The sequence below is a fragment of the Pseudomonas sp. MPFS genome, assembly GCF_022537035.1.
GTDB lineage: Bacteria > Pseudomonadota > Gammaproteobacteria > Pseudomonadales > Pseudomonadaceae > Aquipseudomonas > Aquipseudomonas sessilinigenes.
In genome coordinates this window covers 3,645,351-3,672,138 of sequence record NZ_CP066123.1, presented here as the reverse complement: position 1 = coordinate 3,672,138, position 26,788 = coordinate 3,645,351, and the positions used below count along the sequence as shown (strand labels likewise).

Below are 26,788 nucleotides of genomic sequence, written 5' to 3'. Positions count from 1 at the left end.
GTCTAATCAGCTATTGGTTTCATGGGTAGGATTTACAACATTCGATCGCCAAGTGGCGGTCCTCACTTGGAGATCCCAGATGAAACTCTTGCATATCGATTCCAGCATTCTTGGTGACAACTCGGCCTCCCGTCAGCTGAGCCGCGACGTGGTTCAGGCCTGGAAGGCCGCTGAGCCACAGGCAGTGGTGACCTACCGCGACTTGGCTACTGATGCGATCAGTCATTTCTCCGCTGCTACCCTGGTTGCTGCGGGTACCGTTGCCGAATTGCGTGATGCGGCCCTGGAGCACGAAGCCCAGCTTAGCGCCCAGACCCTGAGCGAATTCCTCGCCGCCGATGCGGTGGTGGTGGCAGCCCCCATGTACAACTTCACCATTCCCAGCCAGCTCAAGGCCTGGTTCGATCGCATTGCGGTAGCCGGACAGACCTTCCGCTATACCGAAGCCGGCCCTCAAGGCTTGTGCGGCGACAAGAAGGTGATCGTGGTGTCCACCGCCGGTGGCCTGCATGTCGGCCAACCTACCGGGGTAGGGCATGAGGACTACCTGCGGGTCATGTTCGGCTTCATGGGTATCACCGATATCGAGTTCGTCCGTGCCCATGGCCTGGCCTATGGCGACGACATGCGCAACAAGGCCATGGCTGACGCCCAGGTACAGATCAACAAACAGCTCTTCGCTGCCGCGTAAGGCTTGTGTAAAGACGCTTCCCCCCTGCGTCAGCCCTACTAGACTCTGTATTCCGGTCACTGCTTTCAGTGATCGGGTACGGAGTTTTTTCATTGGCGTTTTTCACGTTTTCTGGCCCGAGTTATGCAACACACGAAGCGAGGCTTGTTTCCCGTGTAGCTCCATTGCGACGTCAGATCCGTTCCAGGGCCTTGGCAGCAAGGGATGGCAGAGGGAAGAGGCGCTCTCGATCCAGCGGCAAAGGTGGGCGTGTCATGAAAGGTCAATGTGCGTTGTTACTGATCTTCCTGCTCAGTGGCCTGGTTTCGGTGCAGGCTGCTCCTGCGCATGGTCCGCACTGGAGCGTCGGTTTCCATGAAATGACGTTCCTCGACCCGCTGGACTTGCAACCGATGCGGGCTATCGCCTTCTATCCTTCCACCGGGATCGAGCACTCCAGCCCATTGGAGGGTTATCAGATTGCGGCCTCTCGCGATGCCAAGATCGCTATCGGTCGCTTCCCGATGCTGATGCTCTCCCATGGCAATACCGGCACGCCCCTGGCCCTGCATGACTTGGCTACATCGCTGGCGCGCAAGGGATTTGTCGTGGTGGCGGTGATTCATCCGGGTGACAACTCCAAGGACTACAGTCGGCTGGGAACCCTGAGCAACCTCTATGGACGGCCGATCCAGATATCCGAAGCCATCACTGCCACGTTGAGCGACCCAATGCTGTCACCGTTCGTCAATGCCGACCAGGTCGGTGTCATCGGTTACTCCGCCGGTGGCGAAACGGCCTTGATTCTTTCTGGCGCGACTCCCGACCTGGATCGCCTGCGGCGTTATTGCCTGGAGCGGCCCGATGATCGGGATGCCTGCAATACCCATGGCGAGCTGATCGTCGATCGTGACGATCTGGCGCCAGTGGCCGATCCGCGCGTGCATGCATTGATGCTCATGGCGCCGTTGAGTCTCAAGTTCGGTCGCCAGACCCTGGCCGGAGTGCATGTGCCCGTACTGCTGTACAGCGGAGACGGTGACCAACTGGTCGCCCTGGACAAGAATGCCGCGGCCCTGGCGCGCAAGCTGCCGGTGGCCCCAGATTTCAAGTTACTGGCCGGGGCCGGGCACTTTATCTTCATGGCACCGTGCAGTGCCGAACAATTGGCCGCGATGCCGGCCTTGTGTACCGACGCTGATGGCGTCGATCGCGAGGACATTCATCGCAACCTGATTGCCGAGGCGGGCAAGTTCTTCGCCCAGACCCTGGGGAGGCCGAACAGGGCAGGGATGCAGACCGCCGATCAGTGATTCAGGCGCCGCTGCGGCGCTTGAGCAGCAGGGTCAGTCCCAGGCCGCTGAGTGACAACAATGCGGCGCAGAAGAAGATCCACGAATAGCCCAGGTTCAGCGCAATCGCGCCCATCAGCGGCCCGGCTACGGCCAGTGCCAGGTCGAAGAACACGGCGTAGGCACTCAAGCCGGCACCCCGACTGCTATTGGGAACTTGCTTGATGGCCTCCACGCCCAGGGCCGGATAGACCAACGACAGGCCGAAACCGGTAAGGCCTGCACCTACCAATGCCCAGCTGGGGGATGGTGCCAGCCAGAGCAGGCTCAGCCCCAGGGTCTCGACACACATGCAAGCGATAGCCGAGCGAAAGCCGCCAAAACGGCTGATGCTGGAAATGAACAACAAGCGTGAACAGATGAAGCACACGCCAAATACCGTGAGGCAATAGGCTGCGCCGTTCCAGCCAAGGCTCAGGTAGAACAGGGTGATGAATGTGGTCAGCGTGCCATAGCCGATGGAGGCCAGGCTCAGGCTCACACCGAACGGTGCAATGCGCCCGAAAACCGCCCAGAAAGGCAGGCGTTCGCCCCGTACCACGGGCACCGAAGGCTTGTTGCGTATCAACAGTAGCGCCGCCAGCGCCAGGGCCGACAGGGCGATACCCAGGCTGGCGAAGCCATATTGCTGGACCATCACCACCCCAAGGGGTGCACCTATGGCTATTGCGCCGTAGGAGGCAATGCCATTCCAGGAGATCGATCGGGCAGTGTGCTCGGTTCCTACCTGTCCCATGCACCAACTGATGGTGCCAACCCCGATCAAGCCTTGAGCGACCCCCAGTAGCAAGCGTCCCGCCAGCAGCACTGCCAGGCTCAGCCAGGGCAGGTTTTGCAGCAGCACCGATATCAGGGTCAGCAGGCCGCTCAGCACAATGCCCAGCAGGCCGTAGATGATTGCGTGCTTGGTGCCCACGGTGTCCGACAGACGCCCGGCCAGGGGGCGGCTGAGCAAGGTGGCCAAGTACTGCGAGCCTATGGTCACCCCGGCGACTATCGCGCTGAACCCCAGTTCTTCGTGGACATATCCCGGCAGCACGGCGATTGGCAAACCAATGCAGAGGAAGGCGATAAAGGTATAGAAGACGATGGAAACGATCTGCAGGGTGATCGCCATGGAGCTTTGGGCGGGCGGTTGACGCTCGGGCATGGAGGCTCTTCGCGGGTGGCGGTTAGAGGAGCGCATCATCGCGTGCCGCGAAGGTAAAAGGAAGCTGGCTAACTATTTATCCCAGGGGGTGATGAATCGAGCCGATGCAAAAAGCCCCATCACGAGTGATGGGGCTTTAGCTTGACGCTTGCGGTGGCTTAGAACAATACGCCCTGGCTACGCAGGTAGTCGTCGTAGGTGCCGCTGAAGTCAGTCACACCGTCGGGGCTCAGCTCGATGATACGAGTGGCCAGGGACGATACGAACTCACGGTCGTGGCTGACGAACAGCAGGGTGCCTGGGTAGTTCTCCAGGGCCAGGTTCAGCGCCTCGATGGATTCCATGTCCAGGTGGTTGGTCGGTTCGTCCATCAGCAGCACGTTGGGCTTTTGCAGGATCAGCTTGCCGAACAGCATGCGACCCTGCTCACCACCGGAAATCACCTTGACCGACTTCTGGATCTCGTCGTTGGAGAACAACATGCGGCCGAGGGTGCCACGGATCATCTGTTCGCCCTGGGTCCACTGGCCCATCCACTCGAACAGGCTGACATCGTCTTCGAAATCATGGGCGTGATCCTGAGCGTAGTAGCCGACTTCCGCGCTTTCGGTCCATTTCACTGCGCCGGCATCCGGAGTCAACTCGCCTACCAGGGTGCGCAGCAGGGTGGTCTTGCCAATGCCGTTGGGGCCGATGATCGCAACGCGTTCGCCCGCTTCGATGGTGAAACTGAAATCCTTGAACAGCTGCTTGCCCTCGAAACCCTTGGAGACCTTTTCCAGGGTGACGGCTTGGCGATGCAGTTTCTTGGTCTGCTCGAAGCGAATGAAGGGGCTGACCCGGCTCGATGGCTTGACTTCGGCCAGCTGGATCTTGTCGATCTGCTTGGCACGGGAGGTTGCCTGCTTGGCTTTCGAGGCGTTGGCCGAGAAGCGGCTGACGAAGGTCTGCAGTTCGGCGATCTGGGCTTTCTTCTTGGCGTTGTCGGCCAGCAGTTGCTCGCGAGATTGGGTCGCGGCGGTCATGTACTCATCATAGTTGCCTGGGAACAGGCGCAGTTCGCCGTAGTCCAGGTCGGCCATGTGGGTGCAGACGCTATTAAGGAAGTGTCGGTCGTGGGAAATGATGATCATGGTGCTGTTACGCGCCGTGAGAATGTTTTCCAGCCAGCGAATGGTGTTGATGTCCAGGTGGTTGGTCGGCTCGTCCAGCAGCAGCACTTCCGGGTTGGAGAACAGCGCCTGGGCCAGCAGGACCCGGAGCTTCCAGCCTGGGGCTACTTCGGTCATGGAGCCGAAATGCTGCTCCAGGGGAATGCCCAGGCCCAGCAGCAGTTCACCGGCACGAGACTCGGCGGTATAGCCATCCATTTCGGCGAATTCTGTTTCCAGCTCGGCCACGGCCATGCCGTCTTCTTCGGTCATTTCCGGCAGCGAGTAGATCCGGTCGCGCTCGGCCTTGACCCGCCACAATTCCTCATGGCCCATGATCACGGTGTCGATCACCGTGAATTCTTCGTAGGCGAACTGGTCCTGGCGCAATTTACCCAGGCGGACGTTCGGCTCGAGCATGACCTGGCCGCTGGAGGGTTCGAGGTCACCACCGAGAATTTTCATGAAGGTCGACTTGCCGCAACCGTTGGCGCCAATCAGGCCATAGCGGTTGCCGTTGTTGAATTTGACCGAAACGTTCTCGAACAGCGGCTTGGCGCCGAACTGCATGGTGATGTTGGCGGTGGAGATCAAAATGCTTACCTATCAGTAACTTACGAAGCCGGATTTTCAGCTGATACCGATTTGATACCAATCTTGAGCTTTTCCAGCTCGCTCCAGTCGGAGCTTGAGTTGAGCCAACGGGCATACGTCGACAGCAGCATTTGCATGCTGTGACCCAGCTGTTGGGCGATAAATGTGGGGTTAAGGCCGGACATTGAGCATATTGTCGCATAGGTGTGACGACAGTTGTATGGGGGCCTCCTTCTAATCCACGGCTCATTCAGCACCGGCACCCAATGCTTGTGCAGGCCTGGCGTCTGCTTTAGGTCGTAGCGGATATCTTGGCCGCACACTGCTGGATCGCGGTGAAGTACTTCGGGTTGACGAGGACAAGGTATGCCATGGTCTTCTCCTGGGCATGCGCTGCCCTCCGGACGGGTGGCGGCATGGTGGCTATTTGGCGTGGGATGGGGTATGACGCATGGCCGGCATGGAGCCGGGCAAAAGAGGGTTTGACATGAATTACACAGCCAATGGGCCGTTTGAAATATCGCTAAATCCAGAGTCCTTGAGTGTCACTGCCGAGGGGACGGGGCTTGGCCGGATGTCTCTAGACAAGCAATTCCATGGCGATCTGGAGGCGATCAGCAAAGGCGAAATGCTGTCGTTTCGCAGTAGCGTTCAAGGTTCTGCAGGCTACGTTGCCATGGAAACCGTGCATGGAACATTGAACGGCCGCCGTGGCAGCTTCGTGCTTCAACATAGTTCGACCATGAGTCGTGGAGCCCCCGTTCAGTCCATCAACGTCGTACCAGATTCCGGTACTGAAGCGCTTTCCGGGCTGGTTGGCAGCATGATCATTACGATCACCGACGGGCAGCATTCATACAAATTTGAGTACGAACTACCAGGTCAAAGCTGACCCTTGCTCACTGGCTGGTAGCGCCGGATGTTCAGGCCGCAGCGACGTTGTCGATCAGAAGGACAGGGGGTGGAAGAGGGCGCTGCGGGTAGTCTTCGGGTCTCGCAATTGCTGCGGACCCGAAGGGCTTCACAACAACTTAAATTCGGATAATTTGCGTGATGTGTGGTTTGCCCTTAATGGGCGCATAGATTTCCACGATGGCATTCCAGGATCCTGATGAGCCCGGTAGGGTTGCTACTGTCAGATAGCGATAGTTTGTGCCATTTACGACCTGGCTCGAAACTTCTTTAGGGACGTACTTCACACCAATGACGCCAGCTATCGCTTCCTCGAATACCTTTTTTTCCTCGGTAGTCAGCGGGTGGTAAGGGGTCCATCCACCAACGGAATGCTCTTGAGCTGTCATGAATTAAATCTCCATATTTAAATTCCTACTCATCTGGCTTTTCGGAGTTCGCCCCGTCTATTGAATGGTTTCCGGAATCCATTTCCTGAATGGTTTTCCGAGCATCCCTACTCCGATTTACTGTGAACCCGGGTGCTTGGGAAAACACCGATACGAGCCTACTGCCGGTCCGGGGGAGTGTAGATCAGGAGCCTGGGGGATCAAGGCAGGGACGTGCGGAGGCAATGAGTGCAAAGCTTCGGGCTCGACGCCTTCGCTGCTGCTTCACTCTGAGGGGGCGGGCCATGAGCCCTGATGAGCTATGTATGTCAGCGTAAATTGCGACGAAATACGATGGGTGCGAAGGGGCGTGAAGCACTCCTTGATGGTCGGAGGCGAAACGCTGCTACGGCTGCTACTGGCATTTCATCCGCACTGGATGCTCGGACAGGAAGACGATAGATTCAGCCTCTAAAGGATGACTTTCACCCATGGAGTGGATTTTTTGCGCAAACTGGTTGTTGTACTTATGTTCGGTCTTCCGTGCAGTTCTCCTGTAATCGCAGGTGATGGCGGCGTGAGAGTGTCGGCCTTTGGTGCAGTTGTTTCATCGAGTCTTGCTGTGACTCTTTTCCCCGTTACCCTCACCGAAGACAGTCAAGCAAGTACCCAGAACAGCGCCAAGAGAGGCGATCCAAAAATACTTGCCGCTCGCAATGATGCGGCAGCCTTCGTCGCAAGTGATGGCGTTATTCGAAGCGCGAGCTTGGAGGCTGCATTTGAGGTGCTACGTACTCAGAGTAAAACGCGTACCGTCAGCGACATCAGGCTAGCTCAAGCGGTTTTGGTTTACGGATATCGCTAGTGAATTGCATATCGGGCACTCGTAACGAGCCCAGCACCACGTTGGGCTTATTGCATTTGGAGCATGCCTACTGCTTACGAGCATCAACTTGGATTTCAGATACATAGAAGGAGCACATTATCTTAGAATGGGCCTTTCCCGCCCTTCAAAGGAATGATTACGTGGTGAGCAACAACGCCATCTGCTGTCCGCAATGCCAAGGCCAAAACGTACAGCTACTGTCCGTCATACATGCTGCTGGTACTACTCACATACAAGCAACCCATCACGCACAATCCGGATTCGGGCCAGGTGTGACCGTCGAAACTACAGGTCGGCATCAGACCAACTTGGCCGCTAGCGTCGGTCCACCTCCAGGTAAACGCTTGCTTGGCCCAGTGATCCTCACGGGGGTTGGCGCCATCATCTTGTACGACGGCCTCAAACTTATGAATACGTTCTGGGGGGTGGATTGGACGAGGTTCTTCATGGGCTCGATATTGATCACCGTCGGTGTGATTGGATTCGTTCGCCATTGGAAATTCAACGTCGCGCAGTACGACAAGTTGGAAGAGTGGCGCCGCACCTGGCTATGCCACGCTTGTGGCACGCGATTTCTGCTTCGTCTTTAAGCTAACTTGTATCGTGGTGTCGAGATTGACCGCATGAAGCTCTCCGGCAAGTGTCAGAGCAAGGACGGCTATAGCCGTGCCTACATTGGGAAGCATGGTCTTACTGCGCAGCTATTGTCTGTACTTGAGGGCGTGGGGTTTATCAGGGGGATCATCTCTGTTTCGGCCTGCTTGCATCGATATGTCTCTGCTCAGGATTAACGCCTGGCGCCGTAGGCGTATCAGGACACTCCTCTGTCCATCGCGTAACCGTCATCTCATTGAGTTGCTCGCCGATGGTGTCGATACGCAGGCAAGTGCCTTTCCTTGAGTAGAACAAGATGCAGCGCGAGCTATCGAACGAGCAGGCATCGACTTCGAAAAACTTGTGCGCAGCCAGTTCTCGTTCCACGCCACTGTATCCATGACTATCAGCGGCATGCATCCGTATCGGCTGCCAACCTTGCCTGATTAATTTAGCCCTGGTCTTGATCAAAGACTCGCCGACGGCGATGTTGGCCACCCCATGCTTGTTGTTTACTGCCTGCGAGTTATCGGCAAGCACTGAGTGGCTAGCAATGCAATAAAACACTACGAGCGTGAGGCTCGAAAGCTTAAGGTCAAGGGTATTAAGCGAAAAGTCGGCGAGTTTCATCGGCCTGGTATGCTCAGGGCAAGTGGTCTTGTTGTATCGCTTGATTTACGCATAAAGGCTGTAAGTCGATGCGCCATGGGTACTGCAACGTCTGCCATGAAAGCTGTTTCGTCGACTGCTTGGGCTCTTCGGTGTAGCGCGAATTGCTTGGCCTCATCTTAAAGTATGGGAGTGTCTGCGAAATCCAGGGCGACTCAATCAAACACCGCAATATTGAGCACGCTCGATGTAGTCGTGCGGGCAAGTTACCTACCAAACTCCAGCTTCAAGGGCGATGATGTCCGCGTATTTTTAAGCGGGCGCGATTGCGCTTATCTCCAGGACTTCATACGCCGCCGAAGCCCTTTCGCCAAACCATTCATAGCCTGTATCGTCCAGAAATACCTGAAACTGGAGCGACGCTTTGTAACTGTACGGACTGTACCACCTCCTGTGTTCGTAACATCAAGATGTGTGAATAGGCTTGGGAGGGATACTGTAAGCCATACCTACAGAACGTGGTGCCGTGTGAGTAAAACCAAACTGTGCGTAAAGGTCTTGTGCTTGGCCGTCCGCGATAAGGCTGACGTACCCACTTTCAGGAACGTTGGCTTGGATGTATTTCATGATTTCGGCCATGATTCGTTTCCCTAAACCTTTTCCTTGATGCGCGGGAAGGACAGCTATATCCACAACTTGGAAGAAGCATCCTCCGTCACCGATCACGCGCCCCATTCCTACGGGTAGAGCCCCATAAAGGATTTGAACGGCGAAGAGGGTATTGGGCAGACCTCGTACAGAGGCTTCATCTGTCTTGCCGCTAAGGCCGGAGCCCGTCCGTAGTGCTTGGTAAGTCTGCACTGACGGTAGCTTGAGTAAACATGAATATGAAGTCATTCGAACCACCGTTCCACAAGGATTCTCAAGAGCAATGGCACTTGTGTGCCCATTTATGCGGCAACAACTGATCAATTTCAAATGCTCGCTGCGTAGGAAGCCGCATCAGCATGTCCTTGAGATAAGCATAGGGGCATGTCCATTCATACGCGCCGCCTGGATCAAACTCATGATCGCTGCCGCTCGTTTGTCACTGCGCAGTGACCCGGTGAAGAGCCAATTTGACCTACCGAGTACCCAAGGCTTGATCTGGTTTTCCAAGGCATTGTTGTCGATGGGCAGTGGTCCGGTCACGATAGACAGGTCTCCACTTCCGAACCAGATTGGCGTTGATGCATGGTGTTCTTTGAATTAAGAGCGATGGTCTCCACGTATTTTAGGTGGACACCATCGCCCTTAATCTGGGGGCTGAAGGTGTGTTCGCTCGATAGCTTGATGATTGCGTTGCACTTTGTGCCTTACTCTGAGCGACCTGGCTTCTCTATTTTGTAGAGAAAGTACGCTTGAGTGCGATCTGCTAGCTGTTTGGTAGCGCGATGGGAGAGGCGCGCGCCAATCTTTTCCATGGCTCGCTGAGACCGAAAGTTCTGACTATCAACGTGAAACCAAACGGTATCTACAAGTTGAAATGCGTAAGTCAGCATTAAGTGCTTCAGCTCTTTATTGGTTTCTCCGCCCCATTTTTCACGAGCTAGAAAGGTGTACCCGATTGCGACTTCCCGCTTTTCTTCATCGAATTCGTAGTAGCGGGAGGAGCCAATTACCTGATTGTTGCTGCGATCGAGAACGACAAGCGTGCACTGTGAAGCAAGTGCATCGTTAAACCACTCGCGAAAAACGGGCTTCTGATAGCGCATGGGGCTTGGGTGTTGAGCCCAAAGCAAGGGGTCGGATGCGACGTTGTACAGCGACTCGAAGTCAGCAGCCTCTAGTGGGCGAAGCTCTAGCGACTGGCCAACAATTGACCCAGGTACTGGTAGCGGTTGCATCATTCTTCCTTTGAGTTGGATGGCTGTTTCCCGTTCGCTCATATCAGGCGATTGAGCGAGTATGCCGCAGGCGTGTGCAGCACAGGAGGTGTCAGACCGTCTCTTCCTTAATATCTGGCACGCGTCCCATGATGCTTTTGATCCAGTTCGATATCCTTGACCGTTGGCTCGCCATTATGGAGTTCCGTATGCATCTCTGGCTCGACGCACTTCAGTTAAAGCACTGCTGTTGGCCTAAGACTGGCTTCGGAGGCCATGGGCTTTTGGCAACACGTTACAGTACTAGTCGATGGCCTGGATTCAAACCAAGAACAAGGAGTTGGCTGATGCTGGTAAAACTGTTGGTAACGTTCGGGATTGTCTTCTATGCACAATCAGAAGATGCCATGAAGGGCTTGCCTTAGGCTTTCATCCAACTCCCACTCTCATGGCTTCGGCGAGAAAACCACCTTGATCGGGTTGTTGGGCTTGTACATTGCAATCGATGGGCCGTACTCGGGGTTGAAGCCTGGGAGCCATGCCCGAAGTTCGGTATCCGAGACCCATTCGAGTTGTAGCTGGCTTGCCGACTCGTTTGCGTCGAATTGCATCAACGCCTCCACCGCCGATTGGCATGCTGCCGATACACCCGATTCGAGTATGGAAACCTGAATCTTCTCGCTCCATGTAATGGACCCGCTTTGAGGGCACTGACGTACCTCTACATGATACTTCCCGCTGGGTGAAGGCAGGTCGGAAACGAGTTTGTTTGGGCCGCAGGCTGCCAACAAAGCGGAAAAGAAAAGCAGGGTAGGGATGCTCTTATTCATTGCTGCATTCCAATTGCTAGAGGCTGGCGGGCAGCCAGTCCATGAGTCTTGCTATGCAGTGTGAACGAAACAGGACCCGTAGTTAAGAAGTTGCTGCTAAAACACGCCGCGGTGTGCCGCAGCCCGGCTCTCTCATAAGGAGTTCCTTGCGGCATGTGACCCTACAGGCTTGGATATTGAGTAGGTGGCAAAATGCAATTACGATGCCGCGCTTCTACAATGGAGTCGCATGATGTTTCCTCGGTACTTTCGCTGGATCTCAGCATGTGGCGTGCTCGCCGCGTTGGTTGTGCTCGTCATCATGGCGCTGCCGGTGGTGTCTGGCATGGCGCCTGCTTCTGACCTGATACGGCCTGTCATCGCGGCTGTTGCGTTTGGCTGGGCGTTCACCCAGTCGACCAAGGCCTGACTTTCCTCGATACATCATCAGGGCAGATTGCAGTCCTATGGCTTAAGGATCGACTACTGCTGGCTATAGCAATGGGTGAGGATGACTGATCAGCCTCTGTCGATAACCGCTCTCATCGACCTGCGCAGGGTACCTGCCGCTATCAAGCAATGTCCGCAACTGTTGCGAATGACTGGATTGCCGAAAGGCGACCTGGCATTCGGCAGCATCGAAGAAGCGCCTAAGGTGCGGCAAGACTCGATCGAGGATGGCTGGCTCCACTTGCAGCGACAGGCTGACAATGTCCAGCTGATCGCTCAGCTCTCGATACATATCGATCACCAGAACACTTTGGTACTTCCCGCAGGGGTAGACATGTACATCACCGGTGCCCACGGATGTCTCGTTGAAATAGACGTCATGGAGCCCGGTGATGTCGAGCACAATGCCCATGGCCTGCAAGGCCGCCACCAAATCGGTATTGGGGGCGCTCTGGTCGTCGTTCCAGGTAACGAAATCGGGCATGGAGATACAGATATCGAATTCGTTGGCACAGATGATCGGTGTCACTGCAGGCCGCTCCCAGAAATGAAGGGCGCTGATCCTACCACCTAAGCTTGTTGTTCCAGCAAAGCCAGCCACTCTTTCTTGCTGATACGACTTATATGCTCGGTCCGATAGTCACTCATGAATTGATTGAACTTGTTCTCCTGCGTGTGGTGATGCTTGAAGCCACATTTTGCCTGGACCTTGAATGACTGTTCGTTTTCCGCGAAGTAGCCGCACCATAGGGCACTGAGGCCCAAGTCCTCGAAGGCATGGTGCATCAGGGCCTTGACGGCTTCCGGTATCAGACCCAGGCCCCAGAACGGAACGCCGATCCAATAGGCGACCTCGGCTTCATCATTGGCAATCTCGAAGTTGCTGTCCTTGCCGATCAACAGCCCTACCAGGCCGATTGCGATGTCGTTTTCCCTTGATGTCACGGCATAGACCTCCGGGTGCGAGAAGACTGTCTGGATAATTTCCAAACTCTGCTCCACGCTGGTATGCACCGGCCAACCGGCAATGGGCCCAACCCGTGGGTCCTTTGCGTATTGGTAGAGGCTGGGCGCGTCGCTGGCTTTCCAGGCCCGTAATACAAGGCGTTCAGTGTTCAGCATCGGTTCTCTTCTGTATTGGGAGGGAGACAGTAAGAAGACAATTGTGGAAGTGAGAGCGAGCGCCGGCAACGCATGGACTTGGGTAAAATAAGTAGTTTTGAAAACTAGTAGCCCGAATGGCTCGCTTGCCTGGAGTGTTGAATGCAAATGAATTCCCTGGGAGATCCCGGCACCGAAGACTATGTCATCGGTGAGAGCCAGTTCAGCGGGGAAGTAGGGCATCCACTGGCGTTGGCCTATGTGGTTGTGCTGGTTTGCCAAGACGGAAGTGCCGAACTGGAGGTCAATTTCCAGCCGTACAGGATGATGAAGGGGGATTTCCTGGTACTTGCTGAAGACTCCATTGCCTTGATAACCAGCAAGTCGGACGATTTTTCGTGTACTGGCTATCGACTCAACCGATCCGCTGCGGCAGAGGTGGCGGCTGTATTGCCTAGCAGCTTGTTCGTTTTTTTGAATCGTTTTCCGTTCTTTCGTCCAGACCAAGGGCTCAGCGCTTTCCTGCAAGCCTGGGAGAGCCAGGTGGCGATGATCCAGGGCCAATGTTCGAGCTACAAGCGGGTCATGTTCGTCAATCATTTGCAGAACCTGTTCTTGTGGCTCTGCGCGGAAGTGGATCTTGAGGCGGGGGCAAAAAACGACTACAGCAGGCCAGAGGCAATCTGCTGGAAGTTCTGGGAGTTGATTTCGGCACACTGCAAGCAACACCGCGAAGTGGCGTTTTATGCAGGCCTGCTAAACATCACTCCCTTCTATCTGTCGCAACTTTCCAAGAGGTACTTCAATGACGCCCCCAAGACCCTGATCGATAGACAGGTGGTGCTGGAGATCAAGAAACAGCTTGGCCAACCTCGAAAGTCCGTCCAGCAGATCGCTGATGAGCTGCACTTTGCCGACGCTTCCTACTTGGGTAAGTACTTCAAGCGTCATACCGGCCTTGGCTTGAGCGAGTACCGCAAAAGCTAGGCAGCCCTGTGCGGTACGAGAAGGGGGGTAAAGACGCCCCTGTGGGTTTTTAGGTTGTCCCCGGTCCGGGTCTTTGGCATCATCTGGCCTTCATTCCTTACCCAATCCTCCACCCCTCTCAATTGGGGGTTGGGTATAGGAATGTCTTGAACCCGGCTGCTCGGCCGGGGTTTCTTCTTAGGGATGAGCCGAAAACTTGCGATGGATATGCAGCATGAATCCTCCGTTACTGACGCTCGTTTGCCCATCAAGCGAAGTAAATGGCGGTGGCGAATTCTGTTCTTCGGTACCTGGCTTATCGCCGCCTTCCTCTTCTTGATCCTCCTGGGATTGGGTGTCGCTGCGCTGATCAGCGGATTCGATGATGAGCTTGATTGGCAATGGCGTTGCCTGGCGTTTGGCGCAGGGGGCGCAATTGTCGTGTTGTGCCTGGGGATGTTGAAGGCCGCATTTGTGGAGCGTTCATCCGCTGCCACCTAGAGCAGGTTCTCCAAGACGTTAAAAAGCCCGATCAAGCATCGGGCTTTTTGTTGCCTGGATGACACTGCGCCGGCAAGGCTCAGGTGGCGGATTTGAAGTAGCGGGCCGGTGTGTTTCCGAACACAGCCTTGAACGCCGCGACAAAGCTGGAGGCCGATTCGTAGCCCACATTTAGCGCGACATTCGTCACGCTTTCGCCATAGGCCAGGTACTCCATGGCCGTCAGCAGTCGTTGGCGGTGGCGCCAGTTACCGAAAGACATGCCAGCCTCATGGCTGAACAGCCGCTCAATGGTCCGTGGACTGGCGCCCACCTGCTTGGCCAGAACCTCCAGCGGCAGTCGGTTTGCCGGATCGCTACGCAGGATTTTCGCCAGGCGCGTGGCACGAGGGTCCGTGGGGAAGGGCAGGTCCACCGGTGAGTGGTCCAGAGCGGTCACCTGGTCGATCAAGACCCGGGCCAAGCGAGACTGTGGCGTGTTTTCGGCATAGTCCCAGGGGAACCCGGCACAAGCAGTCATCACTTCGCGCATCAGTGGCGTCATGGCAACCACTAGGCAGTAACCCTCCTTGGGCATGTCGTAGGCATCCGGGTCGATGTACAGCACACGGGTATGGGTTGGCCGCTTGACCTGGGTTGCATGTTCGGTGCCGGAGCTGACCCAGATCGCCCGGGTGGCGGGGAGGACCCACTCCCCCAAATCCGTGGTGACGTGAATGACACCATTGGCGGCGCACATCAGTTGGTGGCGCCTGTGCCGGTGAGGTGCCGCTTCTTCGGGCAACCATTGCTCCAGGCGGCCGACGACAGGGGCGTAGGCATTGTCTGGATCGGGGTCCCTGGGGGGATTATCGTGACGGGTTATCGACATAATTTGGCATAGTACAGATAAATAACGAATTTCACTCCTGTTAATGTAAATCAATCTCAATAAAGAGGTGGAATTTTGCATTCCCGAGGAGTGGTTGTGTCACACGTTCAAACAGATTTCCCCGCACCTTTACCGGGTCATGCGTCGAGCACCCCATCCCTGAAGGGTGCCAAGCGATCGACTCAACTGTCGTTTTTCATGGCGGGGTTCGCACTCTCATCCTGGGCCCCCCTGGTGCCTTTTGCCCAGGCGCGCCTGGCCGTGGACTCGGCCACCCTGGGAGCCCTGCTGTTGTGCCTGGGGCTTGGTGCCCTGATCGGTATGCCCGTTGCCGGAGCGCTAGCCAGTCGCCTGGGGTGTCGCCTATTGATCGTAGTGGGAGGCATTGGCTTGACAGCCACCTTGCCGCTTCTGGCCATTGTCTCGACACCCGCGGTACTGGGGCTCTGTCTGCTGCTGTTCGGTGCATCCATAGGTGCCATTGACGTGGTGGCGAACATCCATGGGACCCAAGTACAAAAGATTGCCAATGCGCCGCTGATGTCGTTGTTTCATGGTTTCTACAGCGTCGGTGGCCTGATAGGCGCTGTTGCGGTGACGGCTGCGATCGCTGCCGGGGCAAGCCCGGTGCTGGCTGCAAGCGTTGCCGCACTGGTGGTCGCCTGTTGCTTGCTGATGGCGGCTCCAGGGTTCCTGGACATCGAGAGTAGCGAGAGGGCGCCGTTGTTCGTCATGCCCAAGGGCGTGGTACTGGTGGTTGGGCTCCTGGCCATGGTGATCTTCCTGGCCGAAGGCGCGATGCTCGACTGGAGTGCACTGCTGCTCACCCGGGAAAAACACCTGGACATCGCCGTGGCCGGTGCCGGGTACTCGCTCTTTGCCTGCGCAATGACTCTGGTCCGCCTGGTGGGTGATCGGATTGTCCAGCGCATCGGCGAGCGCACGATGCTCCTGGGGGGCTTCCTGGTGACTGCCATGGCCCTGGGGCTGGCTGCCTGGGCCAGCAGCCTGGTCCTGGTATTCATCTGCATAGCCATTGCCGGACTGGCAGCGGGCAACGTCGTCCCAGTGTTGTTCTCGCTGGCAGGCCGGCAGCGAATCATGCCAGCGTCCCACGCTATCGCGGCAGCCAGCATGCTGGGCTATCTGGGTGTCCTGCTGGGGCCGGCCTTGGTGGGGTATGCGGCACACGCCATCGGACTCATTCACTCCTTCTATGCCGTGGCAGCGCTGGTCGCCCTGGCCGCGATGGTTATCCCGTGGATGATTGCCAGTCGTGCCCCGTCTGCTGGAGCATCTGCATGAACTGCTGCAGATGCGCCGCGGCCTTCACGGGCTCGGCTTGGAGCAGGCAATGAGGGGCATCGACCTCGATCAGATGCACATCTTGGCGAAGCTGCTGGATCAAGGCCGAAGCCTGGGGAGGCACCAGTCGATCCTCCCGGGCGCGCAGATACAGCAGCGGTACCTCCAAGGCAGCCAAGGCCTGGCACCTGTCGACACCGATCACCTCCCGCAAGCGCAGACGCAGCACTGCCGGCGCCACCCGGGCGACGGCGGTGATGAGCATGTTGCGCAGCGTTGGGGTGGAAAACCCGCCCAGTAGCAGGGCATCCATCGGCCAGGAAGGCAGGTATTGCAAGGGCATGAACTTGAGCAAGGGCGCCAGGGGCGCCAACGCTGGACGGGGATTGCGGACAAAGCTGCTGCACAGGACCAACCCTATCAATCCTGTGGGCCGCCTGGCGGCGATACCCACCGCTATCGGGCCGGAAAAGGACTCACCCAGCAGCACGAACGGTCGCTCCCGTGGGATCTGCTGCCACACGCGCTCTTCCAGGGCCGGATAATCAAGGGCCCGGTCGCTCGGGTAATCCAGGACCTGCACCGGGGTGCTGGGGCCCAGTGCGTCGAGCAAGGGTTGGAACAGGGTGCCGGTGCCGTCCATTCCAGGCAGCAGGACCAGCATCGGGGGGAGGGTAGCAGTCATCGACCAGGCGATCCTTACCAGGCAGTTCGGTTAGTGGCGCAGGATACTCCGCTGCAATCGGCAGGCACAGCCAACAGCGCATCGAGCTTTATTGAGGTATATCAATCCCTTGAGTGGTAGATGGGGCCAAGCGCTGGAACAGAGCAGCTTTTCACAAATTTGAGTTAACCATTGATTACAAACTGTGGCTAAAATGCCAGCCGACGGCCAGATGCCGAGAGCCGGACGGGCAACGAAGCGTGTTGCCCGTCGCGCTTTTTCAATTCAGACGCTGCCATTTGCCTCTGGCCTTCCGGGCTTTTGGAGGCGCAGCATGTTCCCTTCTGACATGTGACGATTTCCGTGAAACTCATCATTGCCGCTGTATACGTCCTATCCATCGCATACGTACACCTGCGGGGGCGCGTGCGCCACAAACTGGGCCGCCAGCTCAGTGACCACTCCACCTTCCTGGCCCCCATCAACTGCTTCCTCTACCTGTTCTCCAAGCACCCGAACCGGCCTTACCTGGACCCGGCGGATTTTCCTGAAATGCAAAAGCTGCAGGAGCATTGGGAAGAGATTCGTGCCGAGGGCCAGAACCTGCTGCAGGCTGGCGAGATCAAGCGTTCGGAGCAGTACAACGACGTAGGTTTCAACTCGTTTTTCAAGACCGGTTGGAAGCGCTTCTACCTCAAGTGGTACGGCGATAGCCATCCATCGGCCATGAAGCTGTGCCCGCGCACCACCGAGCTGGTGCAAAGCATCGGTTCGATCAAGGCGGCGATGTTCGCCGAGTTGCCTCCGGGCTCCAAGCTGGTACGCCACCGCGACCCCTATGCCGGTTCCTACCGTTATCACCTGGGCTTGTCCACGCCTAACAGCGAAGGTTGCTACATCGACGTCGATGGCGAGCGCTACCACTGGCGTGACGGCGAAGCCGTGATGTTCGATGAGACCTATATCCACTACGCGGAAAACACCACCGACCAGAACCGCATCATCCTGTTCTGCGATGTCGAGCGGCCGATGAAATATCGCTGGGCCGCAGCGTTCAATGGCTGGTTCAGCCGCACCGTGATGTCGGCGGCCGGCTCGCCCAATGATGCCGGTGACAAGACTGGTGGCCTGAACCGTGCCTTCAACCGCCTGTACAAGATTCGCCTGCGGGGCAAGGAACTGAAAAAGCGCAATCGCACGCGCTACTACCTGGAAAAGTGGGCGATCTTCGCCGCACTCTTGTTGCTGTTCATCTATATCTGATTTATCCCGCCTCCAGCAGCCCTTTCACCGAGCCGTTATTGCGCGGTGGTGAAGGGGCCTGCCGATCCGCCCCCGCATCTGCGTCCTGGATACTGGGCGCTGCATGTTCTTGAAGATAATTTGATTAACAAAGCCGAACCCTGGGCGTAGCGTGGAATCGTATTCGATACCTAGTCGCTCCCATGGAGGCTTGTCATGAACAGTCTGGTTCGCGGGCTCACCGCATTGTGTTTGCTTGGTTGGGCTACCGCCAGCACCTGGGCCGCCAGTCCCGAAGCCCTTGTTTCCAGCCCGTTTCCCGAAACCCTGCAGTTGGCTCAGAACCTGCCGGGTAGTGGCAACAACGACCCTTACAGCAATCCCATCCGTCGGGCGAACCCCAACAGCATGCAGGGCACCCAACCTGCCAACCCTCCGCTGCGTGGCCCTGGCACCGTGCCCAGTGGCCAACCGCCTAGCCTGGAGAACGGCGGCATTGGCAACGGCTATCCTCGTGGCAGGGCCCCGCAACCCAATCCCGCCCCCCGGTTGCCGAGCCCCAGCTACGACGCCAATGGCAACCGGCGTTGAGGCAATCCGTTGTCGAGCAGGCGGCCGGCAGGCTGCCAGGGAATTCAATGATCCATAGAAGGAAGCAAGGCATGCGTAGAACCCTTTTTGCCGCGTTGTGCGCCAGCACCCTGTTGAGCGCCGTATCGGTCCAGGCCGCGGATACCCAGCAGTTTCCCAGCGAGCAGGGCACCTTGAGCCTGGTCCCTGTGGTGCAGGGGTTGAATCATCCCTGGGCCCTGGCCTTCCTGCCAGGACGCCAGGGTATTCTGGTGACCGAGCGCCCCGGCAACCTGCGACTGGTCAGCCCCGAGGGCAAGCTGTCGGCACCCCTGAGTGGCGTGCCAGAGGTGTGGGCCAAGGGGCAGGGCGGCTTGCTGGATGTGGCGCTGTCGCCGGATTTCCAGCAGGACCGCATGGTCTATCTGTCCTACGCAGAAGGCAGTGCCCAGGGCGATACGGCCGGTACGGCCGTGGGGCGCGGACGGCTGGCGGCCGATGGTCGTGGGCTCAAGGACTTCCAGGTGATCTTTCGCCAGGAGCCGAAATTGTCGGTGGGCAATCATTTCGGTTCACGGCTGGTGTTCGACCGCGATGGCTATCTGTTCATCACTCTGGGGGAAAACAATGACCGCATCACCGCCCAGGACCTGGACAAGCTCCAGGGCAAGATCGTGCGCCTGTATGCCGACGGCCGAGTACCGCAAGACAATCCCTTCGTCGGCCGCGCCGGGGTGCGGCCGGAGATATGGAGCTATGGCCATCGCAACCCCCAGGGCGCGGCGCTCAATCCCTGGAGCGGCACGGTATGGGCGAACGAGCACGGGCCCAAGGGAGGCGACGAGGTCAACATCATCGAGCGTGGCAGGAACTACGGTTGGCCCCTGGCAACCCATGGCATCGACTATTCCGGCCAGCCGATTCCCGAGGCCAAGGGCCAGGACGCTCCTGGTACCCAGGTGCCCCATCATGTCTGGGAGAAGTCCCCGGGCATCAGCGGCATGGCCTTTTATGATGACGAGCGCTTCAAGCCCTGGCAGCACAATGCCTTTATCGGTGCCCTGGTCAGTGGCGAACTGATCCGGCTGCAGTTCGACGGTGATCGGGTGGTGCACGAGGAGCGCCTGCTGGGCGAATTCAAGTCGCGTATCCGCGATGTGCGCCAGGGACCCGATGGGTATCTTTATGTCGTTACCGACGAGGACCAGGGTGGGCTCTACAAGATAGGCCTGCAGTAGCACCACCTACGTGGGCCGTCGTGACGAAAGCACCACGGCGGCCCGCAACTTATTGCTGCCGAAGCTGCACATCTTGTCGAACTCATCGTGGCTCACGGGTAAATGCTGGCAATCCATGGGCTGGCGGTGCTGGCTGTGGTCGACATCCGGGTCGTGCAGGTAGACGAAATCCTCGTCGCAGTCGGTCACGATCACCCAATGGGGGGCCTTGGAGCGGGTCAGGCGATAGCTGCTGATCAGCACCAGGGGGCGGCCGCCAGCATCCAGCAGCCGCGCCAGGTCCAGCGGGCCGCCGAGCACCTGCTGCACATCGCTACGGTCCAGCTCTTTGCAGAACTCATCGTGGACCAGGCGCATGACGTCTTTTTTATGCTCGTCGCGCACACCGTTGAGAAACAACGGCCCGGCACTGTTGACCTGCAGGCGCACGGCAAATCCCCGGCGCCAGGCCGCCAGTGCCAGTCCCTGGGGGCTGCAGCCGCCATGTCCGGCAGTCATGAATACCGTGGTGGCCTCGCGCCAGATCTGCAACTCCTCGGTGCGCATCAAGGGGCGTGATGGTTGCAGCGCGGCCATGGCCATCAGCAAGCAGGCCGGACCACAGGTGAAATCGGTGGTCTGCTGGTAGTAAGGCACTCGAATGCTACGGGTCTCGCGGTGTTCGCGAATGCGTTTTTCCAGGCGCAGCGCGTCGGCATGGTCTTCGTAGTAGTCGTGGATACGGGCGAAGCGCCGATAGCCATGGCGCTCGTACAGGGCGATGGCTGTCGGGTTATCGCTGCGCACCTCCAGGCGCAGGTAGGCGCAGTCATGCTCCAGGGCGCAGGTTTCGATCTGCTGCAACAGGCGTTTGCCCAGGCCCAGCCCACGGGCGTCGGTAGCGATGGCGATGGAGTAGAGGCGCGCCAGGGATGTGCCGCGATGAAACAACACCAGGGCATATCCGAGTACCCGATCTTGATGCTGGGCCACCCAGAGTTGCCCATGGGCGCGGCTGATCATCCATTGAAAGCTGCGCGGGGTCAGGCGGTCGCTGGTGAAACATTGCTGTTCCAGAGCCACCAGTGCCGGCAGGTCGTCGGGGGTTGCAGTGCGAAAGACAAGATCCATATAACCGCCGTAAAAGTTGCGTAATGAAACGAGACTTCAAAAAAAGTTCGTGCTTAATAGAAAGGGTCAGGTTTCTTCAGCGAGATCGAACTTTATGTCAGCGGTACAAAATCATTGGCCAGAAGTATCCGGGCAAAGTTTGCCGGCGGCAATCACTTCGACAAGTTATTTGTCGGCTGTCGATAAAGCCTCCAGTCAGGTCATTATCATTGTCGAACGCAAGGAAGACTGGGCTTCTTATTTTCCAAGTGAAGATATTCTCAGCGCCCAGGAATATCTGGAACACAGTTGTGAAAGTGAACCGGGCAAGCGCGTCCAGGTCATCAACTTGTGCCGCAACTACAAGTACCTGGGTCATGGCTATTACTGCTCATTGCTGGCTGAGGCCCGTGGCCACCGGGTGATTCCTTCGGTACGGACGATCAGCGAGCTGACCCGCAAGGCCCTCTACGGGCTGGCGCTGGACGATCTGGACAAGACCCTGGAAAAGGCCCTCAGCCATCATCTCTACCGTGAAACCGAGGGCTTTACGCTAACCCTCTATTTTGGTCGAACCCATATAGAACCCTTGCAAGAGTTGGCCAGACAGTTATTCGAGTTGTTTCCATGTCCGATTCTATTGGTTGAGTTCAAAAGAACGGATAGTTGGCATATCGAAGGGGTCAAAAGTGGGGCGCTACATAAGTTGCGAGAAGATCAGGAAGATCAATTCGCCAACTCACTGGACAGTTTCAGTCGCAAGGTCTGGCGTGTTCCGCGTTCCCGGCGCCTGGCCCGTTATGACCTGGCGATCCTGCATGACCCACAGGAAGCGCTACCGCCTTCCAATGCCCGGGCGCTGGAAAACTTCATCCGGGTCGGCAAGGGCCTGGGGATCGATGTGGAGCTGATCGAGAAGAAGGATTACTCGCGCCTGGCCGAATACGATGCCCTGCTGATTCGCGAGACCACCAGCATCGATAACCACACCTATCGTTTTGCCAAGAAGGCCGAGAGCGAAGGGCTGGTGGTGATGGACGACCCGACCTCGATCCTGCGCTGCACCAACAAGGTCTATCTCAGCGACCTGCTCAAGCGCCACCGGCTGGGCATGCCTGCCACCGAGATCCTGTACAAGGAGCGACCGCAGGACTTCGAGCGGGTTGGCGAGCGCTTGGGCTTTCCCCTGGTGCTGAAGATTCCCGATGGCTGTTTCTCCCGAGGCGTGATCAAGGTCGAGAACCAGCAGGCGCTGCTTGAGGCGACGGCCGAACTGTTCGAGCACTCGGTACTGCTGCTGGCCCAGGAGTTTTTCTACACCGAGTACGACTGGCGCATCGGCATTCTCAATCGCAAGCCGATCTTTGCCTGCCAGTACTTCATGTCCAAGGGGCATTGGCAGATCTACAACCACAAGGCCAAGGGCCAGGACATCAACGGTGAATGCCGTACCCTGGCGGTCCACGAGGCCCCGCGGGCCGTGGTGGAGCTGGCGGTGAAAACCGCCAACCTGATCGGCGATGGGCTGTATGGGGTCGATCTCAAGCAGTCCGGCGACAAGGTGGTGGTGATCGAGGTGAACGACAACCCCAACCTCGACTGCGGAATCGAGGACGCTTATCTGCAGGACGACCTGTACTCCCTGGTGCTGGAGGAGTTCGTCCGCCGCCTGGAGCTCAAGCGTCGCGGCCAGGCCTGGTGAGACGATGATCCACAGCTATCGATTGGCCCATGGCCGCTTGCAGGCGGTACCGGGGTGGGATGCCGAGGTGATGCTGTTCAGCAATCCGGACCTGGCCGAGCGCGACCTGCTGCGCAGCGCCTTCAAGCTCGATGAACATGCCCTGGCCTCGGCCCTGGACCCGGATGAGGTTTCGCGCATCGAGTTCCACCCCGACTACCTGTTCCTGATCTGGAAGCGTCCGCAAAACTACTCCGCAGGCCCTAGCCAGTCCTTCGAAGTGTCGTCCTGCGGCCTGCTGTTCGCTGCGGACCGGTTGCTGGTGATCGCCGCCGATGACACGTCCCTGGACGGGCTCGGGAGCCGCCACAACCTGCATGCGCCCCTGGATGTGCTGCTGGATTTGCTGCTCCACAACATCCATCACTACCTGGGCCACCTGAAGGTGATCAAGCTGGTGGCTCGGGAGCTGCAACACAAGTTCAACCAGACCCTGGAAAACCGCCACCTGCTACAGATGTTCAATCTCAGCGAGAGCCTGATCCATTACCTCAACGCCCTGCACAGCAACGGCACGCTGCTGGCCCGGCTGCGCAACCATGCACACATGGAGCATTTCCAGGGCTCGGCCATTGCCCTGATCGACGATCTGATCATCGAGAACAACCAGTGCTACAAGCAGGCGGAGATCTACTCCACGGTATTTGCCGGCTTGATGGACGCCCGCGGCAACCTGATGAACAACAGCAGCAACCAGCTGTTGCGCAAGCTGACCCTGATCAACGTGGTGTTCCTGCCCCTGAACCTGATCGCCAGCATCGGCGGCATGTCCGAATTCAGCATGATGACGGCGGGCACGCCCTGGTGGCTGGCCTATTCGCTGCTACTGCTGGCGATGCTGCTGGCTGCCGTTGCCATGACCGTAGGACTGCGACGGCTTGGCAGCCGTCGCGTACAGGAGCCGTGAGGCTCATTGCGGTTGCAGGGTCAGCACCTCGAAGCCGTCGCGGGTCACGGCCACGGTGTGTTCCCATTGGGCGGAAAGGCCGTTGTCGCGAGTGACCACGGTCCAGCCGTCCTTGAGCCCACGGACCCGGGCGCTGCCCTGGTTGAGCATCGGCTCGATGGTGAAGGTCATGCCTTCGCGCAGCTCCAGGCCGGTGCCGGCGCGGCCGAAATGCAGGACCTGGGGCTCTTCGTGCATCTGCCGACCGATGCCGTGGCCGCAGTACTCGCGGACCACGCTGTAGCCGTTGGCCTGGGCACGGGACTGGATGGCGTGCCCGATATCGCCGAGCCGGGCGCCGGGGCGCACCAGCCGGATGGCATCCCACATGGCCTGGAACGTGGTGTCCACCAGGTGCTGGGCCTTGGGGGCGACATGGCCGATCAGGTACATCTTGCTGGAGTCGGCGATATAGCCGTTCTTTTCCAGGGTGATGTCGATATTGACGATGTCGCCATCCTTGAGCACGGCCTCGGGGTGGGGCATGCCGTGGCACACCACCTCGTTGATCGAGGTATTGATGCAGTAGGGATAGTTGTACTGGCCCTTGCTCGCCGGGCGAGCCTTGAGCTCATGGCGAATGAAGTGCTCCACCGCGGCGTCCAGCTCCATGGTCGACAGGCCAGGGCCGACCAGCTCATCGAGAAAGGTGAAGACTCGGGCCAGCAGTCGTCCGGATTCACGCATCAACGCCAGTTGATCGGCGGTCTTGATCAGGCTCTGGGTCATGCACGACCCCTGAGCAGGTCGGGTTTGTTCAACAACAGCTTGTTGATCAGGTCGTTATAGGCCAGATGCGGATTGAGCTCGGCCAGCAGGCCAATCTTCATCCAGAACTCGGCCTGGGCATTGATCGAACGATCCATGGTGGCACTGGCCACGCGGATCTGCTCATGCAACTCATCGGAGATCTTGACGATACCCATGTCGCGGGAGGTCCTCTTTGGGTGGGGTGAATATACGAATCATATACGTTTCATATATAATGTCTCAAGGCAAAATAGGCCGATCCGGGGCTTGCGAGAGCGGATTTAATTCGCTAGTTTTCCTCCATGACTTTTTCTGCCGTACGTTCCCAGCCAAGCATTATTACCGCCATTCCTTATTGGCGGGCTTGCTGACGACTGCACCCAACCCGCCCTGGAGGCGGGTTTTTTCTCTCTGTCTCCCGGGCTTCGAACACAGCCAGGAGATCCATCATGAGTCACCCCAGCCGTCTTGCCAGTACCCCCGCGCCCAGCACCGACATGGCCTTGCTGGAACACTATGTGAAGATGATCCTGGCCGCCCCGGTCTACGACCTGGCCATCTGCACGCCGCTGCAAGTGGCGCCGGCATTGTCCCTGCGCCTGGGCAACCAGGTGCTGCTCAAGCGCGAGGACCTGCAGCCGACCTTCTCCTTCAAGATCCGCGGTGCGTACAACCGGCTGGCGCAACTGAGCGCCGACCAGAAACAGCGTGGGGTGATCACCGCATCTGCCGGCAATCATGCCCAGGGCGTGGCCCTGGCGGCCCGGGAGTTGGGGATCAAGGCCACCATCGTCATGCCTGAAACCACCCCGGAGCTCAAGGTCCTGGGGGTACGTAGCCATGGCGGCGAGGCCCTGTTGCATGGGCCGAGCTTTCCGTTCGCCCTGGCCCACGCCCTGGCGCTGGCCGAGCGCACCGGTTGTACCTTCGTGCCGCCTTTCGACGACCCCCATGTGATCGCCGGGCAGGGTACGGTGGCCATGGAGATCCTGCGCCAGCACCAGGGCCCCCTGGATGCGATCTTCGTGCCGGTGGGCGGCGGCGGGTTGATCGCCGGGATCGCGGCCTATGTGAAATACCTGCAGCCGCAGATCCGTATCGTCGGAGTCGAGTCCGAACACTCCAATTGCCTGCAGCAGGCGTTGCTGGCGGGGGAGCGGGTGATCCTGCCGACGGTGGGCACTTTCGCCGACGGTGTCGCGGTGGCGCAGATCGGCGAGTACGGCTTCCAGATCTGCCGCCAGCATGTGGACCAGGTCATCAGCGTCAGCAACGACGAACTGTGTGCCGCGATCAAGGACATCTACGACGATACCCGCTCGATCACCGAACCTTCCGGGGCCCTGGCGGTAGCGGGCATCAAGCGCTACGTCGCCGACAGCGGTGCCCGTGGCCAGACCCTGGTGGCCATCGACTCGGGAGCCAATATCAACTTCGACAGCCTGCGCCACGTGGCCGAGCGGGCGGCGCTGTGCACTGCCGTGGCGCAAGCCTGAAGTGCAGGGACGGTCAGGACAGCAGTGGCCGCATGAAGCTGCGTTCGTAGCTGAGGATGAATTTCTTCTCTACCACCGAATCCACCAGGGCCACGCTTTGCGGATCGCCAAGGGCCGCCTGGCGATAGGCCTCGTAGTCGGCCAGGGACGGGAAACTGAACAGGCAGTGGGCGATGTTGCTGGCCCCTTCACTGGGCAGGAAGTAGCCATGGTGGGTACCGCCCAGGCGCTGCACCACGGCAATCCAGGCCTTGGCGTAGGCCTCGAACTCGGCCAGTTGGTAGGGGTCGATCACATAGCGGACATGGCAGGTAATCAAGGACGGTACTCCAGTGAGGAACGGACGGGTTCGCGTCAAAAAAACTGCGGCTCAGAGCCAAATCGAATTTAACAGACTCGCCAAAGCCGCATAGTCTGAACCCTGGCCCCGTGTATGCAGATCCCGCAGGCCGGGCCACGACATCGAACACGGACGTCGCCACTGGCAGGCGCTTGGCCTGTCGATTGGTCGCCTCGAAGAAGGAGAGAGTCGCCATGTTTCTATCTGCCCTGGAGTTGCGCAACATCATCGAAAGCAGTTTCCTGCCCAAGCGATGCCAATGCACCCTGAGCCCCGACCTGTCGATGACGGTGAAGGTCTTCGGTGACCGTGAGCCCGATCGCGTCGACCTGCTGGTGACCGGCATCGATGCCGCGCAGCTCAACGGCTGCCGGGAAATCAACGAACTGGTGGCCGAATTGCGCTATGACCTGGCCCACAACGCCAGTCATATCGGGGAGCTCAAGCGCGCCCATCATTGAAGCATCGCCCAGCGTTTCGTGCCCAAGTCCGGTAGGCAAGCCGCTGTTACCCATCGACCAGGTGGTTGCAGGCTCCGGTCTCGCAGCCGTTCAAGGC

The 26,788-nt window shown here is 58.2% G+C and carries 29 protein-coding genes and 3 pseudogenes; 15 read left to right on the top strand and 17 right to left on the bottom strand.

The features are described 5' to 3' along the window. Nucleotides 1–79: 79 nt before the first annotated feature. Nucleotides 80–691, top strand: a complete 612-nt coding sequence (locus I9018_RS16770) for an FMN-dependent NADH-azoreductase (protein WP_241106929.1) — start codon at nucleotides 80–82, stop codon at nucleotides 689–691. Nucleotides 692–945: 254 nt separating this feature from the next. Beyond that, nucleotides 946–1,983, top strand: coding sequence for a dienelactone hydrolase (locus tag I9018_RS16765; protein WP_241106928.1), 1,038 nt, complete (start codon nucleotides 946–948; stop codon nucleotides 1,981–1,983). Nucleotide 1,984: 1 nt separating this feature from the next. Here I9018_RS16765 and I9018_RS16760 read toward each other — a convergent pair whose 3' ends face one another. The 3 genes and pseudogenes from I9018_RS16760 to I9018_RS16750 all read right to left on the bottom strand — a co-directional run. After that, nucleotides 1,985–3,172: an MFS transporter gene (locus I9018_RS16760; protein WP_241106927.1), complete on the bottom strand. Its 1,188-nt coding sequence runs from the start codon at nucleotides 3,170–3,172 to the stop codon at nucleotides 1,985–1,987. A 158-nt stretch (nucleotides 3,173–3,330) separates the two neighbouring features. Continuing rightward, nucleotides 3,331–4,917 (bottom strand): ABC-F family ATPase, encoded by a 1,587-nt coding sequence (locus I9018_RS16755; RefSeq protein ID WP_068586558.1) that lies wholly within the window; start codon nucleotides 4,915–4,917, stop codon nucleotides 3,331–3,333. A gap of 20 nt (nucleotides 4,918–4,937) precedes the next feature. After that, a pseudogene (locus I9018_RS16750) lies at nucleotides 4,938–5,213 on the bottom strand (site-specific integrase); the annotation flags it as partial. Between the two features lie 191 nt (nucleotides 5,214–5,404). Between I9018_RS16750 and I9018_RS16745 the strand changes: the two are divergent. After that, complete coding sequence (locus I9018_RS16745; protein ID WP_241106926.1) at nucleotides 5,405–5,809, top strand: DUF3224 domain-containing protein; 405 nt, start codon at nucleotides 5,405–5,407, stop codon at nucleotides 5,807–5,809. A 139-nt stretch (nucleotides 5,810–5,948) separates the two neighbouring features. Here I9018_RS16745 and I9018_RS16740 read toward each other — a convergent pair whose 3' ends face one another. Beyond that, complete coding sequence (locus I9018_RS16740) at nucleotides 5,949–6,218, bottom strand: hypothetical protein (RefSeq protein ID WP_241106925.1); 270 nt, start codon at nucleotides 6,216–6,218, stop codon at nucleotides 5,949–5,951. Between the two features lie 484 nt (nucleotides 6,219–6,702). Here I9018_RS16740 and I9018_RS16735 point away from each other — a divergent pair, with 484 nt between their 5' ends. Continuing rightward, nucleotides 6,703–7,062, top strand: a complete 360-nt coding sequence (locus tag I9018_RS16735) for a DUF2388 domain-containing protein (protein WP_241106924.1) — start codon at nucleotides 6,703–6,705, stop codon at nucleotides 7,060–7,062. 762 nt (nucleotides 7,063–7,824) lie between these two features. Here the strand turns inward: I9018_RS16735 and I9018_RS16730 are convergent. The 5 genes and pseudogenes from I9018_RS16730 to I9018_RS16710 all read right to left on the bottom strand — a co-directional run bounded on the left by I9018_RS16730 (nucleotide 7,825) and on the right by I9018_RS16710 (nucleotide 10,981). Then, the gene (locus I9018_RS16730; RefSeq protein WP_241106923.1) at nucleotides 7,825–8,307 is read right to left on the bottom strand and encodes a hypothetical protein; all 483 of its coding nucleotides are present in this window, start codon (nucleotides 8,305–8,307) and stop codon (nucleotides 7,825–7,827) included. Nucleotides 8,308–8,751: 444 nt separating this feature from the next. After that, entirely contained in the window at nucleotides 8,752–9,183 is a 432-nt protein-coding gene (locus I9018_RS16725) for a GNAT family N-acetyltransferase (RefSeq protein WP_241106922.1), read from the bottom strand. A 25-nt stretch (nucleotides 9,184–9,208) separates the two neighbouring features. Next, nucleotides 9,209–9,465, bottom strand: a pseudogene (locus I9018_RS16720) (transposase domain-containing protein); the annotation flags it as partial. Between the two features lie 176 nt (nucleotides 9,466–9,641). Further along, complete coding sequence (locus I9018_RS16715) at nucleotides 9,642–10,214, bottom strand: GNAT family N-acetyltransferase (protein WP_241106921.1); 573 nt, start codon at nucleotides 10,212–10,214, stop codon at nucleotides 9,642–9,644. 383 nt (nucleotides 10,215–10,597) lie between these two features. Next, nucleotides 10,598–10,981, bottom strand: coding sequence for a hypothetical protein (locus I9018_RS16710; RefSeq protein ID WP_068586529.1), 384 nt, complete (start codon nucleotides 10,979–10,981; stop codon nucleotides 10,598–10,600). Between the two features lie 229 nt (nucleotides 10,982–11,210). Between I9018_RS16710 and I9018_RS16705 the strand changes: the two genes are divergently transcribed. Continuing rightward, nucleotides 11,211–11,390, top strand: coding sequence for a hypothetical protein (locus I9018_RS16705; RefSeq protein WP_241106920.1), 180 nt, complete (start codon nucleotides 11,211–11,213; stop codon nucleotides 11,388–11,390). A 63-nt stretch (nucleotides 11,391–11,453) separates the two neighbouring features. Here I9018_RS16705 and I9018_RS16700 read toward each other — a convergent pair whose 3' ends face one another. Together I9018_RS16700 and I9018_RS16695 are read right to left on the bottom strand one after the other, a co-directional pair. Further along, the gene (locus I9018_RS16700; RefSeq protein WP_241106919.1) at nucleotides 11,454–11,939 is read right to left on the bottom strand and encodes a hypothetical protein; all 486 of its coding nucleotides are present in this window, start codon (nucleotides 11,937–11,939) and stop codon (nucleotides 11,454–11,456) included. A gap of 41 nt (nucleotides 11,940–11,980) precedes the next feature. After that, nucleotides 11,981–12,532 carry a GNAT family N-acetyltransferase gene (locus I9018_RS16695; protein ID WP_241106918.1) on the bottom strand — a complete coding sequence of 184 codons (552 nt, stop codon included), beginning with the start codon at nucleotides 12,530–12,532 and terminating at the stop codon, nucleotides 11,981–11,983. Nucleotides 12,533–12,673: 141 nt separating this feature from the next. Between I9018_RS16695 and I9018_RS16690 the strand changes: the two genes are divergently transcribed. Together I9018_RS16690 and I9018_RS16685 are read left to right on the top strand one after the other, a co-directional pair. Continuing rightward, on the top strand, nucleotides 12,674–13,498 hold the full coding sequence (locus tag I9018_RS16690) for a helix-turn-helix domain-containing protein (protein ID WP_241106917.1): 825 nt from the start codon (nucleotides 12,674–12,676) through the stop codon (nucleotides 13,496–13,498). A gap of 183 nt (nucleotides 13,499–13,681) precedes the next feature. Beyond that, a complete protein-coding gene (locus I9018_RS16685; protein WP_241106916.1) occupies nucleotides 13,682–13,978 on the top strand; it encodes a hypothetical protein in 297 nt (98 codons plus the stop codon). A gap of 79 nt (nucleotides 13,979–14,057) precedes the next feature. Here the strand turns inward: I9018_RS16685 and I9018_RS16680 are convergent, their stop codons facing one another. Further along, a complete protein-coding gene (locus tag I9018_RS16680; RefSeq protein ID WP_241106915.1) occupies nucleotides 14,058–14,762 on the bottom strand; it encodes a helix-turn-helix transcriptional regulator in 705 nt (234 codons plus the stop codon). Nucleotides 14,763–15,047: 285 nt separating this feature from the next. Here I9018_RS16680 and I9018_RS16675 point away from each other — a divergent pair, with 285 nt between their 5' ends. After that, on the top strand, nucleotides 15,048–16,154 hold the full coding sequence (locus tag I9018_RS16675; protein WP_241106914.1) for an MFS transporter: 1,107 nt from the start codon (nucleotides 15,048–15,050) through the stop codon (nucleotides 16,152–16,154). Here I9018_RS16675 and I9018_RS16670 read toward each other — a convergent pair. Then, nucleotides 16,102–16,839, bottom strand: coding sequence for an alpha/beta fold hydrolase (locus I9018_RS16670; RefSeq protein WP_068586512.1), 738 nt, complete (start codon nucleotides 16,837–16,839; stop codon nucleotides 16,102–16,104). The two genes, I9018_RS16675 and I9018_RS16670, sit on opposite strands and share 53 nt — an antisense overlap. A 342-nt stretch (nucleotides 16,840–17,181) precedes the next feature. Here I9018_RS16670 and lpxO point away from each other — a divergent pair, with 342 nt between their 5' ends. The 3 genes from lpxO to I9018_RS16655 all read left to right on the top strand — a co-directional run bounded on the left by lpxO (nucleotide 17,182) and on the right by I9018_RS16655 (nucleotide 19,868). Next, a complete protein-coding gene (lpxO, locus tag I9018_RS16665; protein WP_068586509.1) occupies nucleotides 17,182–18,081 on the top strand; it encodes a lipid A hydroxylase LpxO in 900 nt (299 codons plus the stop codon). A gap of 195 nt (nucleotides 18,082–18,276) precedes the next feature. Next, on the top strand, nucleotides 18,277–18,651 hold the full coding sequence (locus I9018_RS16660) for a hypothetical protein (protein WP_241106913.1): 375 nt from the start codon (nucleotides 18,277–18,279) through the stop codon (nucleotides 18,649–18,651). A 71-nt stretch (nucleotides 18,652–18,722) separates the two neighbouring features. Continuing rightward, nucleotides 18,723–19,868, top strand: a complete 1,146-nt coding sequence (locus I9018_RS16655) for a PQQ-dependent sugar dehydrogenase (protein ID WP_241106912.1) — start codon at nucleotides 18,723–18,725, stop codon at nucleotides 19,866–19,868. A 6-nt stretch (nucleotides 19,869–19,874) separates the two neighbouring features. Here the strand turns inward: I9018_RS16655 and rimI are convergent, their stop codons facing one another. Then, nucleotides 19,875–20,978 (bottom strand): ribosomal protein S18-alanine N-acetyltransferase, encoded by a 1,104-nt coding sequence (rimI, locus tag I9018_RS16650; RefSeq protein ID WP_241106911.1) that lies wholly within the window; start codon nucleotides 20,976–20,978, stop codon nucleotides 19,875–19,877. 94 nt (nucleotides 20,979–21,072) lie between these two features. On the opposite strand from rimI, the gene I9018_RS16645 reads away from it, so the two are divergent. Together I9018_RS16645 and I9018_RS16640 are read left to right on the top strand one after the other, a co-directional pair. Next, a complete protein-coding gene (locus I9018_RS16645; protein ID WP_068586498.1) occupies nucleotides 21,073–22,659 on the top strand; it encodes a RimK family protein in 1,587 nt (528 codons plus the stop codon). Between the two features lie 4 nt (nucleotides 22,660–22,663). After that, entirely contained in the window at nucleotides 22,664–23,605 is a 942-nt protein-coding gene (locus I9018_RS16640; RefSeq protein ID WP_241106910.1) for a magnesium transporter CorA family protein, read from the top strand. 3 nt (nucleotides 23,606–23,608) lie between these two features. On the opposite strand, the gene map is transcribed toward I9018_RS16640, so the two are convergent. Next, nucleotides 23,609–24,373 (bottom strand): type I methionyl aminopeptidase, encoded by a 765-nt coding sequence (gene map, locus I9018_RS16635; protein WP_068586493.1) that lies wholly within the window; start codon nucleotides 24,371–24,373, stop codon nucleotides 23,609–23,611. Then, nucleotides 24,370–24,570 (bottom strand): ParD-like family protein, encoded by a 201-nt coding sequence (locus I9018_RS16630; RefSeq protein ID WP_068586491.1) that lies wholly within the window; start codon nucleotides 24,568–24,570, stop codon nucleotides 24,370–24,372. The genes map and I9018_RS16630 overlap by 4 nt, the downstream gene beginning before the upstream one ends. A gap of 321 nt (nucleotides 24,571–24,891) precedes the next feature. Here I9018_RS16630 and ilvA point away from each other — a divergent pair. Next, nucleotides 24,892–25,866 (top strand): annotated as a pseudogene (gene ilvA / locus I9018_RS16625) (threonine ammonia-lyase, biosynthetic); the annotation flags it as partial. Between the two features lie 37 nt (nucleotides 25,867–25,903). Here the strand turns inward: ilvA and I9018_RS16620 are convergent. Then, the gene (locus I9018_RS16620; protein WP_068586488.1) at nucleotides 25,904–26,209 is read right to left on the bottom strand and encodes an NIPSNAP family protein; all 306 of its coding nucleotides are present in this window, start codon (nucleotides 26,207–26,209) and stop codon (nucleotides 25,904–25,906) included. A gap of 215 nt (nucleotides 26,210–26,424) precedes the next feature. Between I9018_RS16620 and I9018_RS16615 the strand changes: the two genes are divergently transcribed. Continuing rightward, nucleotides 26,425–26,691: a DUF1652 domain-containing protein gene (locus tag I9018_RS16615; protein ID WP_068586485.1), complete on the top strand. Its 267-nt coding sequence runs from the start codon at nucleotides 26,425–26,427 to the stop codon at nucleotides 26,689–26,691. Nucleotides 26,692–26,788 lie beyond the last annotated feature (97 nt).

Bases quoted from the DNA above. Each gene is read 5' to 3' on its own strand.
- I9018_RS16770 (WP_241106929.1), top strand. From the start codon at position 80: ATGAAACTCTTGCATATCGATTCCAGCATTCTTGGTGACAACTCGGCC.
- I9018_RS16765 (WP_241106928.1), top strand. From the start codon at position 946: ATGAAAGGTCAATGTGCGTTGTTACTGATCTTCCTGCTCAGTGGCCTG.
- I9018_RS16760 (WP_241106927.1), bottom strand. From the start codon at position 3,172: ATGCCCGAGCGTCAACCGCCCGCCCAAAGCTCCATGGCGATCACCCTG.
- I9018_RS16745 (WP_241106926.1), top strand. From the start codon at position 5,405: ATGAATTACACAGCCAATGGGCCGTTTGAAATATCGCTAAATCCAGAG.
- I9018_RS16740 (WP_241106925.1), bottom strand. From the start codon at position 6,218: ATGACAGCTCAAGAGCATTCCGTTGGTGGATGGACCCCTTACCACCCG.
- I9018_RS16730 (WP_241106923.1), bottom strand. From the start codon at position 8,307: ATGAAACTCGCCGACTTTTCGCTTAATACCCTTGACCTTAAGCTTTCG.
- I9018_RS16725 (WP_241106922.1), bottom strand. From the start codon at position 9,183: ATGACTTCATATTCATGTTTACTCAAGCTACCGTCAGTGCAGACTTAC.
- I9018_RS16715 (WP_241106921.1), bottom strand. From the start codon at position 10,214: ATGAGCGAACGGGAAACAGCCATCCAACTCAAAGGAAGAATGATGCAA.
- I9018_RS16710 (WP_068586529.1), bottom strand. From the start codon at position 10,981: ATGAATAAGAGCATCCCTACCCTGCTTTTCTTTTCCGCTTTGTTGGCA.
- I9018_RS16705 (WP_241106920.1), top strand. From the start codon at position 11,211: ATGATGTTTCCTCGGTACTTTCGCTGGATCTCAGCATGTGGCGTGCTC.
- I9018_RS16695 (WP_241106918.1), bottom strand. From the start codon at position 12,532: ATGCTGAACACTGAACGCCTTGTATTACGGGCCTGGAAAGCCAGCGAC.
- I9018_RS16690 (WP_241106917.1), top strand. From the start codon at position 12,674: ATGCAAATGAATTCCCTGGGAGATCCCGGCACCGAAGACTATGTCATC.
- I9018_RS16685 (WP_241106916.1), top strand. From the start codon at position 13,682: ATGAGCCGAAAACTTGCGATGGATATGCAGCATGAATCCTCCGTTACT.
- I9018_RS16675 (WP_241106914.1), top strand. From the start codon at position 15,048: ATGGCGGGGTTCGCACTCTCATCCTGGGCCCCCCTGGTGCCTTTTGCC.
- I9018_RS16670 (WP_068586512.1), bottom strand. From the start codon at position 16,839: ATGACTGCTACCCTCCCCCCGATGCTGGTCCTGCTGCCTGGAATGGAC.
- I9018_RS16660 (WP_241106913.1), top strand. From the start codon at position 18,277: ATGAACAGTCTGGTTCGCGGGCTCACCGCATTGTGTTTGCTTGGTTGG.
- I9018_RS16655 (WP_241106912.1), top strand. From the start codon at position 18,723: ATGCGTAGAACCCTTTTTGCCGCGTTGTGCGCCAGCACCCTGTTGAGC.
- rimI (WP_241106911.1), bottom strand. From the start codon at position 20,978: ATGGATCTTGTCTTTCGCACTGCAACCCCCGACGACCTGCCGGCACTG.
- I9018_RS16645 (WP_068586498.1), top strand. From the start codon at position 21,073: ATGTCAGCGGTACAAAATCATTGGCCAGAAGTATCCGGGCAAAGTTTG.
- I9018_RS16640 (WP_241106910.1), top strand. From the start codon at position 22,664: ATGATCCACAGCTATCGATTGGCCCATGGCCGCTTGCAGGCGGTACCG.
- map (WP_068586493.1), bottom strand. From the start codon at position 24,373: ATGACCCAGAGCCTGATCAAGACCGCCGATCAACTGGCGTTGATGCGT.
- I9018_RS16630 (WP_068586491.1), bottom strand. From the start codon at position 24,570: ATGGGTATCGTCAAGATCTCCGATGAGTTGCATGAGCAGATCCGCGTG.
- I9018_RS16615 (WP_068586485.1), top strand. From the start codon at position 26,425: ATGTTTCTATCTGCCCTGGAGTTGCGCAACATCATCGAAAGCAGTTTC.